This is a genomic window from Prauserella flavalba (genome assembly GCF_003202235.1).
GTDB classification, from domain to species: Bacteria; Actinomycetota; Actinomycetes; order Mycobacteriales; family Pseudonocardiaceae; genus Prauserella_A; species Prauserella_A flavalba.
The window spans coordinates 1575166-1588651 of record NZ_MASU01000005.1; the positions used below are offsets into that span (position 1 = coordinate 1575166).

The 13486-nt window shown below is 73.9% G+C and carries 11 protein-coding genes; 5 read left to right on the forward strand and 6 right to left on the reverse strand.

What is annotated here, in order from left to right; genetic code table 11:
- Window positions 1-30: 30 nt before the first annotated feature.
- Entirely contained in the window at window positions 31-354 is a 324-nt protein-coding gene (locus BA062_RS14875; protein ID WP_110336640.1) for a hypothetical protein, read from the reverse strand.
- Window positions 347-760: a YbaB/EbfC family nucleoid-associated protein gene (locus BA062_RS14880; protein ID WP_110336642.1), complete on the reverse strand. Its 414-nt coding sequence runs from the start codon at window positions 758-760 to the stop codon at window positions 347-349. The genes BA062_RS14875 and BA062_RS14880 overlap by 8 nt, the downstream gene beginning before the upstream one ends.
- A gap of 42 nt (window positions 761-802) precedes the next feature.
- On the opposite strand from BA062_RS14880, the gene BA062_RS14885 reads away from it, so the two are divergent.
- Window positions 803-2074 carry a S8 family serine peptidase gene (locus BA062_RS14885; protein WP_110336644.1) on the forward strand — a complete coding sequence of 424 codons (1272 nt, stop codon included), beginning with the start codon at window positions 803-805 and terminating at the stop codon, window positions 2072-2074.
- A gap of 83 nt (window positions 2075-2157) precedes the next feature.
- On the opposite strand, the gene BA062_RS14890 is transcribed toward BA062_RS14885, so the two are convergent.
- The 4 genes from BA062_RS14890 to eccD all read right to left on the reverse strand — a co-directional run bounded on the left by BA062_RS14890 (window position 2158) and on the right by eccD (window position 5781).
- Window positions 2158-2451, reverse strand: a complete 294-nt coding sequence (locus BA062_RS14890; RefSeq protein WP_110336646.1) for a hypothetical protein — start codon at window positions 2449-2451, stop codon at window positions 2158-2160.
- 29 nt (window positions 2452-2480) lie between these two features.
- A complete protein-coding gene (locus BA062_RS14895; protein ID WP_110336648.1) occupies window positions 2481-2810 on the reverse strand; it encodes a WXG100 family type VII secretion target in 330 nt (109 codons plus the stop codon).
- Window positions 2811-2960: 150 nt separating this feature from the next.
- Window positions 2961-4379 (reverse strand): type VII secretion protein EccB, encoded by a 1419-nt coding sequence (gene eccB / locus BA062_RS14900; RefSeq protein ID WP_110336650.1) that lies wholly within the window; start codon window positions 4377-4379, stop codon window positions 2961-2963.
- Window position 4380: 1 nt separating this feature from the next.
- The gene (eccD, locus tag BA062_RS14905; protein ID WP_110336652.1) at window positions 4381-5781 is read right to left on the reverse strand and encodes a type VII secretion integral membrane protein EccD; all 1401 of its coding nucleotides are present in this window, start codon (window positions 5779-5781) and stop codon (window positions 4381-4383) included.
- 120 nt (window positions 5782-5901) lie between these two features.
- Here eccD and eccCa point away from each other — a divergent pair, with 120 nt between their 5' ends.
- Genes eccCa through BA062_RS14925 form a run of 4 tightly spaced genes read left to right on the forward strand, consistent with a single transcriptional unit; the run spans window position 5902 to window position 13485 of the window.
- Window positions 5902-9867 carry a type VII secretion protein EccCa gene (eccCa, locus tag BA062_RS14910; RefSeq protein WP_342768918.1) on the forward strand — a complete coding sequence of 1322 codons (3966 nt, stop codon included), beginning with the start codon at window positions 5902-5904 and terminating at the stop codon, window positions 9865-9867.
- A gap of 58 nt (window positions 9868-9925) precedes the next feature.
- Window positions 9926-10690, forward strand: a complete 765-nt coding sequence (locus BA062_RS14915; RefSeq protein WP_110336656.1) for a hypothetical protein — start codon at window positions 9926-9928, stop codon at window positions 10688-10690.
- Window positions 10691-10709: 19 nt separating this feature from the next.
- Window positions 10710-12791 carry a hypothetical protein gene (locus BA062_RS14920; RefSeq protein WP_110336658.1) on the forward strand — a complete coding sequence of 694 codons (2082 nt, stop codon included), beginning with the start codon at window positions 10710-10712 and terminating at the stop codon, window positions 12789-12791.
- Between the two features lie 19 nt (window positions 12792-12810).
- On the forward strand, window positions 12811-13485 hold the full coding sequence (locus tag BA062_RS14925; RefSeq protein WP_110337383.1) for a response regulator transcription factor: 675 nt from the start codon (window positions 12811-12813) through the stop codon (window positions 13483-13485).
- The last annotated feature ends 1 nt before the right edge of the window (window position 13486 follow it).

Sequence of the window (13486 nt, forward strand, 5' to 3'; positions counted from 1 at the left end):
CGGCTCCCCCTGCCGGTTTTCCGGACCCGCTCAGCCCACGCGTGGGTCGATGCTGCTGATGTTGGCGGCGTTCTCGCCTTCCTGCTGCTCGTAGAGGTTCATGGCGGTGACGCAGTCCTGCCCCGTGTCCACAAGAGACTGTCCAAGCGCCACCTTGTTGTCCCAGACGGGCCGGGTGGACGGCGGGTACTGCTCGCGCATCGCGGCGCCGAACTTGTCGTCTCCGAACTCCTCCAGCGCGGCGATGTCAGCCCAGCTGCCTGCGTCCCGGAAACCGCTGCCGAGATCGGTGAGCCGCCCGCCGGCGGAGCGGATCGCGGCCGGGCTGCTGTTGATGCTGACGTAGCTAGCCACGGTCGGCCTCCCGCTCGGCGACGAGGTCGGCGTCACTGCGGAACGCGCGGGCCACCGGGTCGGGCCTTCCCGGCTGGAACCGCTCCCGCAGCTCGGCGACCTCGGGCGGGAGCTGCTCGTACATCAGGTCCTGGGTTTTCTCCACCACCTGGCTCACCGCCTGCGCCGACGCGGAGAGAATGGCCGAGCGCAGGGCGTGCGCGTCCGGCCTGCGGAACACCCGCGGATCGATCTCGACGTCCACCAGCTGTCCCCTCGGACCCACGACCACCTTCACGGTCCGGTCCGCCGACCACGCCGTGCCGGAGAGCTCCATCAGGCGCTGCTGGGTGTCCGGAATGGACGCCATCGCCCTCCGTAGCTCGCCCATGATGCTCTCCAGCGCCGTTCTGCTCGGCATCTCCATGACGCCTCCTCCCGGGTTGCCTCGTGTGGCTACCGTTCCCCTGTGTACGTAACACGCCGTGCGCAAGCCCTGTCCTGTGCCGCCTTCGCGCTCGCGGCGGTGACCGCCGTGCCCGCGCCCGCGTTCGCGCAGCAGTGCCTGCCCGCGGGCGGGCAGATCACCCCGGTGCCGTGGGCACAGGACCTGCTTGCCCCGGACCTCGCCTGGCAGGCCGGCACCGGCGAGGGCCAGCGCGTGGCCGTGATCTCCACCGGCGTCGGCGACTCGCCGTTCCTGTCCGGCCGGGTCGCCGGCAGCATCGACCTCGCGCCCGCCGACGCGTACGGCGGCACCAGCGGCACCGCCGACTGCCTCGGCACCGGCACCGGCGCGGCAGGCATCGTCGCGGGCGCCGAGCTGCCGGGCACCGGGTTCCACGGCGTCGCACCGGACGCGCGGATCCTCTCCGCCAAGGTCGTGGGCGACCGCTACCCCACGGGGTCCCAGCCCGCGGACGCGGTCGCCCCGGACACGATCGCCGACGCCATCGACTGGGCCGCCGAACAGGATGCCTCGGTGATCGCGGTCGCCGCAGTGTCCTATCGCGACAGTGAGCGGCTGCGCGACGCGGTCCGCCGCGCCCTCGCGGGCGACGCCCTCGTGGTGGCGGCCGTCGGCGACGCGAGCCGCGACGATCCCCCCGGCACGACGCCCTATCCGGCCGCCCACCCCGGCGTGCTCGGAGTCGGGGCGATCACGCGGACCACCGAGATCGCCGGGTTCTCCCGGCGCGGCGAGGTCGACCTGGTCGCGCCGGGAGAGGACGTGGTGGCGCCGCACCCCGGCGGCGGCCTCGGCACGGCGGCGGGCACCGCCTACGCCACCGCCTACGTCGCGGGCACGGCCGCGCTCGTCCGCGCCTACCGGCCCCGGCTGTCCACTGAGGACGTGGCCAGCCGGCTGCTCGCCACCGCGACCCCGGCGAGCGAGGGCACCGGTAGCGCGGCCTACGGGCACGGCATCGTCAACCCGCATCAGGCCGTACTCGCCGGGACGGCTGCCGGGGCGCCCGTCGCGCTGCCGCCCATGACCACCGAGGCCGTGACCGCCGAGGAGCTCGCCAGGCAGCGCGAGACGGACCGCAGCACCACGCTGGCATCGGGGCTCGCCGCTGCCGGTGCCGCGCTGGCGGCACTGCTCGCGGCCGTGGCGGTGTTCGGCCCGAGGGGGCGGCGCCGCCGGTGGCGCACCGGCCGCGCGCCCAGCCCCCCGGCGCACCGGGAGCCGGAGTCGCCCGGGCCGCTGGGCGGCCTGTTCGGCGACCGCGGGCGCTGACCCGGCGGCCCGGACCGCGTTTCTCGGCCTGATCGCGGAAAGCCCCGCGGAGCCGACCCCTGGACCGGCTCCGCGGGACCCGCTCAGCCGAACAGGCCCGCGCACCGGTTGTCGATGCCGAGCATGTCCGTGCCCGCCTGCTGCGTCGCGCAGCCGCTCTGGCGTTCCTTTTCCGCGAACTCGTCGAGCAGGGTGTTGCACTTCGTCTGCGCCGTCGCGTACATCTCCGACGCGCCACCCTGCCAGTCCTCACCGCACGTCTGCCGCATCTTCACGCCGAGCTCGGCCACGGCGGCCTTGCACTGCGCGGCGGCGTTGATCAGCAGCGCGCCGGTCTCGTCGATACTGCCGAACTCGTACCTGATCTGTTCTGCCATCGGGGTTTTCCTCCTTCGTCAGAGTCGCGTCACAGCCGGGAGAAGTGCATCCCGCCGCCACCGCTGAAGTCGATGCCGCGCGCCGCCGTGGCGCTGTCCTCGTCGCCACGCGTGACTTCCTGCCGGGTCTGCGTCACGCCTGCCCTGAGCTGCTGCAGCACGGTGCGCAGCTGCGTGACCGTCTCGTGCGCGGTGGTCTGCTGCTGGGAGAACGCGGTGTAGCCCTCGCCCTTCCAGCCGCCGGACACGGCGGCCACCTGGCTCATGACGCCGTTCATGATCCCCTGGATCTTCGCGTTCGTGTCGTCGATGTGGTTCTCCAGCGCGAGCACCTGCGCCTCGGTCAAGTTGAGAGTCAACGCGTGTCACCCCATGTGTCGTCCTGACTGTCCACGGCAAGCTTGCTGGCGGCCGCTGGCAGGCCACCGACACCCTGGACTGGCGGGCACGGCAGCGGAACCGCAGGTCGAGGGGGTACGGGAGCACCTGCCGGGAGCGGTACGGGTGCACTACGGCCGTACCGGCACCGCGGGCCTCAGCGCCGCCTCGGGCGAGAGCGTTGGCCCTTCGGGGATGCGCTGCACCAGCGCCGCGGGCAGGTCCACCAGCGAGGCCGGGTCGTAGCCGAGCGCGGCCAGCACCTCCTCCGACGGGACCGGGTAGCGCAGTCCGGTGTCGGTGACGAGGTTGATCGCGCCCGCCTCGGCGCGGCTGGAGGGCAGTGCCCGCACCACCGCGACCCCGCCCGGCGGCACCAGGACCCGGTCGGCAAGCCGGGTGCCCGCGCCGGATTCCACTGTGGTCCGGATGCCCTGCGTGAGGCCGGCCGCGTCGCCGCCGATCGTCACGCGCGGCGCCGTGCGTGCGTCGACCGTCTCGGCGCACAGCGGCGCCTCCCCGTCCGAGGGCACCGGCACGAGCGGCGGCGGCACGGCGGGCGGTGCGGGCTCCCCCGTGGCCTGAGCCAGCGCGTCGCTCGACGGCAGGGAGTTCGCGACCGCGGTGGGGATCTCGGCCGGTTCCACGGCGTACTGCCCGCGCACGATGCGGGTCTGCAGCTCGGTGAGCGCGGCGAGCCCGTCGTCCAGTACGAGATAGTGCTGCCGTCCACCACCGACGGGGTGGTACACGAGGTCGCCGATGGTGAATCCGCCGGCGGCCGGCGACGGGGAACCCAGGCCCTGCACCGGTACCGGCCCGATGTCCTGCCCGGACGGCAGCCCGTTGAGCCACGCACCACCCACGTCGAGCACCGGCTGCCCTGCGCCGTACAGGGATCGCACGACGCTGTCCGGCCGTTCCCCCACGATCCGGTATCGCTGGTCGTGCCACACCAGGTACGGCGTGCCGTCGTCGGCGTCCCGCACGAGCGCTGCCCGCTCGCCGAGCGGCGAGCCCGCGGGTGCGGACTCGCCGACCCGCAGCGCGGTGGTGGTCGCCGGTGCCCCGGACGGGTCCCGCACTGGCACGCTGCACATCGTCCACGGCGTGCCGGTCAGGCGGCCCGCGGGCGGCAGCGAGTCCGGCGCGCCGGGTATGCCGACGGTCGGCTCCCTCGGGATCCCCGCGAGGCTGCTGCCCGCGACCCGGTGCGGCTCCGCGCCGGGCTGCCCGGCCAGCAGGCGGGCCGAGGCATAGTTGAGCACCGGGCGCAACGTGCCGTCGACGTAGACGTACCGCGTCCCGGTCTCGCGTTCGATGACGATGGAGCCGTTCTCGCGCCAGCCGTCGCCGCCCACCCCGGTGAGCGCGCCGACCACGCCGAAACCGGCGGCCACGAGCACGGAGATCATCACGCCCCCGAAGACCGCGCCGACGCCCCTGCGCAGCGGGGTCTGCTCGGGATCGGTCTCGCGCACCATGATCGAGGAGACGACGCGTTGCACCAGGAACTGGTACGAGTGCAGCTGGTCCCGCCGTGACGGCATGTCAGCCGATCCCCGCCATCAGCCCCTGCACGAGGGTGAACAGGCCGGTGAGGTAACACGTCAGCGGCACCAGTGCCAGGATCGCCACCACGTCGACCACATCGGCGATCCGGCCGAGGTAGGGCGAGGGGTTGCGGTGGCTGTAGGTCAGCCCCGCGACGGCGACGAGGCCCGCGATCGCGAGTAACAGCACCAGGAACAGCAGGCGGCCGGTGTTGGTCTGGGCCATCGCGACGACGCCGCCCAGCAGCAGCGCGGCGGCCACCGCACCGGCGGTGAGCAGCGGCACCCGCTGGCGGCCCACCGCGAACAGCCGCGCGCGCAGCAGCAGCGCCACCGCCACCGTGCCCAGCAGGATCAGGTTCGCCGTGCCCCCGGACACGGCCAGCACGGCCGAGGAGACCACACTCGCCACGGCGAGCCCGGACAGCAGGCCGGACAGCATCTCGTCCGTGCGCACCGCCGCGGCGAACACGCCGGACGACGGCGGCACCGGCTCGTCGCTGAACAGCTCCGCCGAGCTCTGTGGCAGCGCGGGCATCGGCAGTCTGCCGAGGCGGATGGCGAGCACCGGATAGCCCGGCAGCAGCCCGATCCCCACCGTCAGCACCACGGCCGCCGACCCGGCAGCGCCGAGCGGCCCCGCCAGCAGCGCGCCGAGCAGGCCCAGCAGCCCGGCGGTGACGGCGGCGGCGAACACGCGCGCCATCGCCGCGACCCCGAGGTGCCCGACGACGCCGAACACGACGACGGTGACGGCCGCCAGCGCCAGCTGCGGCGGGCCGAACTCCGCGGGGGTCGCGTGCCGGGGACCGGTGACCAGCCAGCCGCCCGCCAGCGCGTAGAGCAGTCCCGTGCCCGCGAGTACGGCGCCCGCGCCCGCGTCCGGGACCGCGCGGGCCACCGCCGTCCCCGCGGCGGTCAGCACCACGGCCGCGCCGAGGAACGCGAGCCCGGGCAGCAGCCACGGCGGCTCGAAGACGAACAGGAACAGCGAGCCCGCCGCCAGCACCACCGCGCAGACGGCGAGCGTACAGCGCCGCGTCGTGTCACCGCCCCAGCTGAGGCCGTGCCTGCGCGCGCCGCTGGCGATCGTCTCGACGACGTCGTCGTACTCGGGTTCCGGCCAGTCCGCGTGTCCCGGCACCAGGTGCAGCATCTCGCCGTCGCGGACCTCCTGCGCGCCCAGCGTCCGCCGCGAGTCGACCCTCGTGCCGTCAGGTCTGCGCAGCACCCAGCCGCCGTGCCGCTCCCCGGCGTCGGGGGCGTCCGCACCGGCGTGCCGCAGGATGTACGGCAGCAGGTCGGCGACGGCGACGTCCTCGGGCAGCGCGACGTCGATCGACCGTTCCGGCGTCGCGATGGTCACGCGCGCGAGCGCCGTGCCGGAGGCAACTGTCATCGAAGGTCCGTTCGTGTGCAGCATGGCGTTGCTTGAATGGTAGGGACGAGAGGCAAGCGCGACCCCGCGCCGCGCCCGGTCCGTCCACACCAGACGCACGAGGAGTCGATCTTGGGGACCGTGATCGTCAAGCGGCCGCTGCGCCGTCCGGCACCCGAGCTGCCGTCCGGTGACGTGGTGCTGGAGCCGCCGCCGGAGAACCCCGTTCCGTCGGGCCGCGGCTGGGCCAGGATGCTGATGATCCTGCCGATGCTGGGCATGGCGGGCGGCATGGCCGTGATGATGGGCGCCAGCAGGGGCTTCGGCCCGCTCATGTTCGTCGCGGGCGGGCTCATCGGCATCGGCCTGCTCGGCATGGTGGCCTTCCAGGTGTTCAACCAGGCAGGCCAGGGCACCAGCAAGCAGGACATGATCGTGAGCCGCCGCCGCTACATGCGCAGGCTCAGCCAGCTCCGCGCCCAGGTCCGCGAGACGATCGCCCGCCAGCGCGAGGCCATGCTCTACCGGCACCCGGACCCTGACCGGCTCTGGTCGACGGTACGCAGCGCCCGGCTGTGGGAGCGCCGCCCCGGCGACTGGGACTTCACCGTGATCCGCATCGGGCTCGGCCAGCAGGAGCTGGCGACCCCGCTCGTACCGCCGGAGACGAAGCCGATCGACGAGCTGGAGCCGCTGTGCGCGATGGCGCTGCGCAGGTTCGTCACCACCTACTCGACCGTGCCCGACCTGCCCGTGGCGGTGGCGTTGCGCGGGTTCTCCCACATCTACGTCACCGGCGACGCCGCCCGCAAGCGTGACTTCGCCAGAGCGCTCGTCGCGCAGCTCGGTGCCTTCCACGCACCCGGCGACGTGCTGCTGGCCTTCTGCGTGCACCCCGGGGAACGGGAACGCTGGGAGTGGGCCAAGTGGCTGCCGCACGCTCTGCATCCGTCCAAACTGGACGCGGTCGGGCAGCTGCGGCTGGTGGCCTCCAGTGTGACGGCGCTGGAGGCCATGCTCGACGACGTGCTGGCGAACCGCCCGCGGTTCGACGCGCGCTCGGCTCCCGTCGAGGGCGCCGCGCACGTCGTCGTGGTGCTGGACGGCGGCGCGAAGGACGGCTCGGAGCACCTGCTCGTGGAGGGCGGCACCGAGGGTGTCACGCTGCTCGACCTCACCGACGCCCCGCCGAGGATTCTGGACGCCACCACGCTCGTGCTGGAGATCGCCGACGACGGCACGCTCACCAGCCGCACGATGGACGGCTCGGGCACCGTGGGGCGCGCCGACGCGCTCGCGGAACCGGATGCGCACGCGCTCACCCGCGCGCTTGCGCCGCTGCGGCTGTCGGCGCTGGCCGTCAGCGGGGAGCAGCCGCTCGCCGGGACGCTGGAGCTCACCGCGCTGCTCGGGCTCGGCGACCCGTACGAGTTCGCCCTGTCGCGGGCGTGGGCGGCGCGGTCCAACCGCGACCGGCTGCGCGTGGCGATCGGGGTGCAGGCCGACGGCAGGCCGATGGAGCTGGACCTCAAGGAGTCGGCGCAGGACGGCATGGGCCCGCACGGGCTGCTGGTCGGTGCCACCGGCTCGGGCAAGTCGGAGCTGCTGCGCACGCTCGTGCTGGCGCTCGCCGTCACCCACGATCCCGAGATCCTCAACCTGGTGCTGGTGGACTTCAAGGGCGGGGCGACGTTCGCCAGCCTCGACCAGCTGCCGCACACCAGCGCCGTGATCACCAACCTCGCCGACGAGCTGCACCTCGTGGACCGCATGCTCGACGCCATCCAGGGCGAGCTGCTGCGCCGCCAGGAGCTGCTGCGCAAGGCGGGCAACTACGGCTCCCAGCGCGACTACGAGAAGGCCCGCGCCGCCGGAGCGCCGCTCGAGCCGCTGCCCGCGCTGCTGGTGATCGTCGACGAGTTCTCCGAGCTGCTCACGGCCCGCCCCGACTTCATCGACATGTTCGTCCAGATCGGACGGGTCGGCCGGTCGCTGGGCGTGCATCTGCTGCTGGCCTCGCAGCGGCTGGAGGAGGGCAAGCTGCGCGGGCTCGACTCGCACCTGTCGTACCGGATCGGGCTGCGGACGTTCTCGGCGATGGAGAGCCGCACCGTGCTCGGGTTCCCCGACGCCTACCAGCTGCCGCGCTCCCCCGGCAACGGCTACCTCAAGGCCGGTACCGACGAGCTCACCCGGTTCCGCGCGGCCTACGTCTCCGGCAGCCACCGGCGCGAGGGCTCCGAGCGCACCGCCGGGGTGAGCGCCACCAGGGCCGACCCGGTACAGGACTTCTCGACCCGCTACGCCGTGCCGGTCACCGGCGAGCCCGCCGAGGAGGTGGCGGCCGAGACCGAGCCGGAGGGCGGCGAGACGTTGCTCGACGTGCTCGTCGAGCGCATGCGCGGCCAGGGCAGGGCGGCCCACCAGGTGTGGCTGCCGCCGCTGGCCGAACCGCCGACGCTCGACCAGCTGCTGGCGCCGCTCGTGCACCACCCGGAACGGGGACTCACCACCGAGCTCGCCGGGGAGCACGGCGCGCTGCGGGCCGTCGCCGGGATCATCGACATGCCGTTCGAGCAGAAACGCGAGACCTACCGGCTCGATCTGGCGGGCGCGGGCGGCAACGTGGTCGTCGTCGGCGGACCGCGCAGTGGCAAGACCACCGCGGTGCGCACGATCCTCGGCAGCCTCGCGCTCACCCACACCCCCGCCGAGGTCCAGTTCTTCTGCCTCGACTTCGGTGGCGGCGGGCTCACCGCGCTGCGCGAGCTCGCCCACGTCGGCGGCACGGCGACCCGCCGCGACACCGACCAGGTCCGGCGCAGCGTCGCCGAGGCGCACAACCTGCTGCTGGAGCGGGAACAGCGGTTCGCCGAACACGGGATCGACGGCATGGCCACCTACCGGCGGCTGCTGCGCTCGGGCAGGTTCGCCGAGGACCCGTTCGGCGACCTGTTCCTCGTCGTCGACGGCTGGACGACGCTGCGCACCGAGTTCGAGGACCTCGAGCCGGTGGTCGGCGAGCTGGTGAACCGCGGCCTCGGCTTCGGAGTGCACGTGATCGCGACGTGCAACCGCTGGATGGACCTGCGCATGAACACCAAGGACATGTTCGGCACCAGGCTCGAACTGCGGCTGGGCGACCCCGCCGACTCCGCGGTCAACCGGCGCAAGGCGGCCACCGTGCCGGAACAGACGCCGGGCAGGGGGCTCACCCCGGACGGCATGCACTTCCTCGCCGCGGTGCCCAGAGTGGACGGACGCTCGACGGACGCGGAGCTCACCGAGGGCGTGAGCCATTTCGTCGGCGCCGTGAGCGACGCCGCGCCCGGTCCCGCCGCCCCGCGCGTGCGGCTGTTGCCCTCGCTGCTGCCCTACGCCACGCTGCCCGCTCCCGACGAGCGGGGCATCCCGATCGGGATCGCCGAGAGCGACCTGCGCCCGGTGCGCCTGGACTTCGAGACCGAGCCGCACCTGCTGCTGCTCGGCGACGTCGAATGCGGCAAGAGCACGTTCCTGCGCGCACTGGCCACCGGGATCATGGCGCGGTACGGACCCGAACAGGCCCAGATCGCGCTCATCGACTACCGGCGCAGCATGCTCGGGCTGGTCCCCGAGGAGTACCGCATCGGCTACGCCACCAGCCGCGCGACCGTGGAACAGATGGTGGGGCTGACGGTGAACGCGATGACGAAACGCCTGCCCGGCGGCGACATCACGCCCGAACAGCTGCGCGACCGCGACTGGTGGAGCGGGCCCGAGCTGTTCGTGCTCGTCGACGACTACGACCTCGTGGTGCCGCACGCACACGAGAACCCGCTCGCGCCGCTGCTGGAGTTCATGACCCAGGGCCGCGACATCGGCCTGCACCTGGTGGTCACCCGGCGCACCGGCGGCGCGGCCAGGGCCCTGTTCGACCCGGTGATCGCGCGCATCCGGGACCTCGCCTCGCCCGGCATCCTGATGTCGGGCAGCAAGGAGGAGGGTCCGCTGCTGGGCAACCTCAAGGCACAGCCGCTGCCCGCGGGCCGCGGCCGCCTGATCACCCGGCGCTCCGGGGCCCGGCTGGTGCAGCTGGCGCACCTGCCGCCAGGGGTTGCGCCGTGAGGGTTGACTTCACCGGGACAGCACTCGTCCCCGTCCACGGCGGCATCCGGAGGCACCCATGAGCGAGCTCGACGCCGACCTCGGCTCCTTCCGCACGTTCGGCGAGAACGTGGCGAGCCTGCGGGAGGGGGTTCAGGACTACCTCGGTGCCGAGTCCGCCCTGCTGCACGGCGGCGGCGACGGCCAGTTCAGCACCGGCTTCTTCCCACCGGGACGGGAGGCGGAGGCCGCGACCGCGTGGAGCGCGGAGGAAGCGCAGCTGTTCGTCGGGGACGCGATGCGGAACCTGACCGTGCTGTCCTCGGTCGCGCACATCATCGCCGACCTCTACGGCGGCGGTGACGCGATGAGCGCGGTGAGCCTCAACGCGATCAAGTTCGCCTTCGACAGCCCGGGGGCGAGCAGGCCTGCCGGGCTGCCCTCGCACATCGACGGCACCACCGTGGAGGACCTGTACAGCGAGCAGCCCGCCTCCGGCGCTTCCGCCGACGGAGAGCAGGCGCCGGAGTCCGGCTCCGCGCCCGAGCCGGAGGAGTACACGACGCACGAGTCCTATCCGCATGCCGGCCTGACGCACACGCAGCACGTCACCGAGGTCCGCGACGAGAACGGCGAGCTGGTGCGGCGCACCATCCAGCACGAGTACCACCACCGCGACGGCACCGTCGAGATGCACACCGAGCGGCAGGACGCCGACGGCAACAGCGAGACCTCGGGACACCGCACCATCACGCCGCAGCCGGACCCGGTGACGCCCGACGACTGGACGGCGCTGGCGGAACAGCAGCAGCAGGAAGCACGGGAACAGGCCCCGGGCCTCTGATCGGACGAGGGGACGGGACATGCCCGGCGAGGACTACTACGGAGCAAGCCCGCCACACGGCGGGCCGAACGGCACGACCCATTACATTCCGAGCGACGACGCCGGCGACGTCGCCGCCAACTGGCACCCCTCCGTCCGGGGCGGGCCGCCGCCGACCACCGAGCGGACGCTGGAGATCGGGGTCGCCGAGGGGGCCCGCGGCGACACGATCGAGGCGATCAACCTCGAGATCAGCGGCGAGCAACCCGGCAACGTCGACGATCGCGCCGGGCAGTTCGGCAAGCTCGCGGGCATGCTCTCCACGCTGAGCGGCGACCTGCGTACCCAGACCGACGGCCTGGACGCCAACTGGGAGTCGCCCTCGGCGAAGGCCGCGTTCCTCCTCCGGGTCGGGACCACGCTGGTGTATCTGGACCAATGGCAGGAGTCGGCCGCCGACACGGCGAGCGCCCTGCGCGGGCTCGCGGGCGTCATGCGCGAGAAGCAGGAGGAGATGGCCGGTCTCTGGGAGGAATACCAGACGGCGCTGGAGGACTCCAAGCCCGACGGCACTCCCTATCTCCCCGCCAAGGAAGGCGGAACCCACACCGACATCAACAGCAAGCCCACCGAGTCGGAGGTCAAGAAGGAGTACAACGAACGGGCCCAGCTGCTCGCGCGGGAGGCCGCGGACGCCTATCTGCCCTACACGCAACGGATCGCCGGGGCCCGGGGACCCAAGATGACACCGCTCGACGGGGTCTTCCATCCTGGTGCGTTCGGGCTGCCGACCCTGCCGGGTGGCCCGCCAGGGGGCGCCCCCGGTGTCCCGCCGGGGTTCGGCGCGGCACCCCCACCAGGTTTCGGTGGCAGTGCGGGAGCCACCGCGGCACCACCACCGGCGGCGACCTTCACGACGGCCGCACCCCCGCCGGCACCGGCTCCCGCGCTCGCCGGTGCGCCCGCCCCCGGGGCAACGCCGCCGCCCGGGTTCACCGGCACGCCCCCGGCGGGCGAGGTGGCACCGCCGCCCCCGGCGCCGTCGCCCACGCCGCCGCCCGCACCGGGTCCGGGCCTGGCGGGGATCACCCCGGCGCCGCCGCCGGGCAACGGCCTCACGCCTCCGCCCGCCCGGCCCGGCACCCTCACCCTCCGTCCCTCGGCGCCACCCGGGTTCGGCTCGGGAGCCGGTGGAACGCCGAACCTCGGGGTGCTCCGCTCGCCCGGGACGCTGACCCCTCCGGGGATGTCCGGCGCCACGTCGCTCGCGGGGCCACCGGGAAGCACCATCGGCGCACCACCCGGAACGGGCCTTCCGCCGGGCACCGGCCTCTCCCCCGGCACCGGCCTGCCACCGGGCACCGGACTTCCCCCTGGCACCGGCATGCCACCGGGCGGGCGGCAGCCGGGCCACCACCAGCGGCAGCCATCGCGTGACGGCCAGTCCGTTCCGGAGGAGCCCGCGCTCCCGCCGGGAGCACCCGGTACGGCACCACCGGGCACCCGTCAGTCCACTTCGGAGCAAAGCGGCACCGGGCGGTACCGGCAGGACGCGTTCGCACCTCCACCCGGCGCCGCGGCACCGCCCGTGCTCGGCGAACGGGACCGCAAACGGACCCGGCCGGGCGGCCTCGCCGAGGCACCCGCGGCCGAGCAGACCGCGCCCGGCACCGCCGCCCCACCGGTGCTCGTCAACCAGCGGCTCGCCACCCCGCGCCGCAGCTACACCGAGCAGCGCGCCGAGCGCAGGGCCACCCAGCGGCGGCGCGAGGCCGAACGGCGCCGCCGCACCGCCCCGGCGTCGGAGTTCACCGCGGGGCTGCCCGGCGACGTCCCCTCCGTGCTCGCCGGCCGCACCGCCGGCACCCCGGAGCAGCAGCCGCGGCACGCGGTGGAGGTACCGGCCGCACTGCGGCGAGCCGACGCACCGCCGGCAGCCGAGCAGCCCGCCGTCCAGGCCGACCGCACCGACCGCCACGTCACCGGCGAACCACGGCACCCGGCCCCGGTCACCGACGAAAGCGCCTGGGAGGTCTCGACCCCGGGCGGACCGCTGGTCTCCGGCGCCGACCGCCCGGCCCCCACGCGACCCGACACCGCACCGGTGCTCGGCAGGCAGTAGCGGGGCGGCAGCGGTGTCGATGCGAGTGCTGATCGTGGAGGACGACGACGCGGTGGTCGGCGCGCTGTCGGCCGTCCTGCTGCACTACGGGTACGAGATCCGGGTGGCCGGAACCGCGGCCGAGGCGCTCGCCGCGGTCGACGACACGCTCGACGTCGTGCTCCTCGACCTGGGGCTGCCCGACCGGGACGGCACGCACGTCTGCAGGCGCATCCGGACGGCCACCGACGCCGCGCTGCTCATCGTCACCGCCCGCGACGACCTGCGGTCCCGGGTGCACGGCCTCGACCTCGGCGCCGACGACTACATCGTCAAGCCGTACGACTCGCGGGAACTGCTCGCCCGGCTCAACGCCGTGGTCCGCAGGCGCACCGCCGGACGCGCCCTGCTCCCGGAGCCCGCGCCCGGCGCGCAGCAGTGCCGGGTCAAGGTCGACGTGGGACGCCGCGAGGCGAGCGTCGACGGCCGCTCGGTGCGCCTGACCCGGCTCGAGTTCGACATCCTGGCGCTGCTCGCGCGCAGCCCCGGGGTGGTCATGCGCTACGAGCAGATCATCAGCGAGCTGTGGGGTGCGTCGTGGCGCGGTGCCCAGCGCACCCTGCAGGTGCACATCGCATCGGTGCGCGGCAAGCTGGCGCCCGCCGACACCATCGAGACGGTCCGCGGCATCGGGTACCGGCTGCGGGCCGGGTGAA

What these genes read in the sequence shown, in the direction of transcription:
- BA062_RS14915 (WP_110336656.1), top strand. Translation starts at nt 9,926, where the DNA reads ATGAGCGAGCTCGACGCCGACCTCGGCTCCTTCCGCACGTTCGGCGAG.
- BA062_RS14880 (WP_110336642.1), bottom strand. Translation starts at nt 760, where the DNA reads ATGGAGATGCCGAGCAGAACGGCGCTGGAGAGCATCATGGGCGAGCTA.
- BA062_RS14920 (WP_110336658.1), top strand. Translation starts at nt 10,710, where the DNA reads ATGCCCGGCGAGGACTACTACGGAGCAAGCCCGCCACACGGCGGGCCG.
- eccB (WP_110336650.1), bottom strand. Translation starts at nt 4,379, where the DNA reads ATGCCGTCACGGCGGGACCAGCTGCACTCGTACCAGTTCCTGGTGCAA.
- eccD (WP_110336652.1), bottom strand. Translation starts at nt 5,781, where the DNA reads ATGACAGTTGCCTCCGGCACGGCGCTCGCGCGCGTGACCATCGCGACG.
- BA062_RS14925 (WP_110337383.1), top strand. Translation starts at nt 12,811, where the DNA reads ATGCGAGTGCTGATCGTGGAGGACGACGACGCGGTGGTCGGCGCGCTG.
- BA062_RS14890 (WP_110336646.1), bottom strand. Translation starts at nt 2,451, where the DNA reads ATGGCAGAACAGATCAGGTACGAGTTCGGCAGTATCGACGAGACCGGC.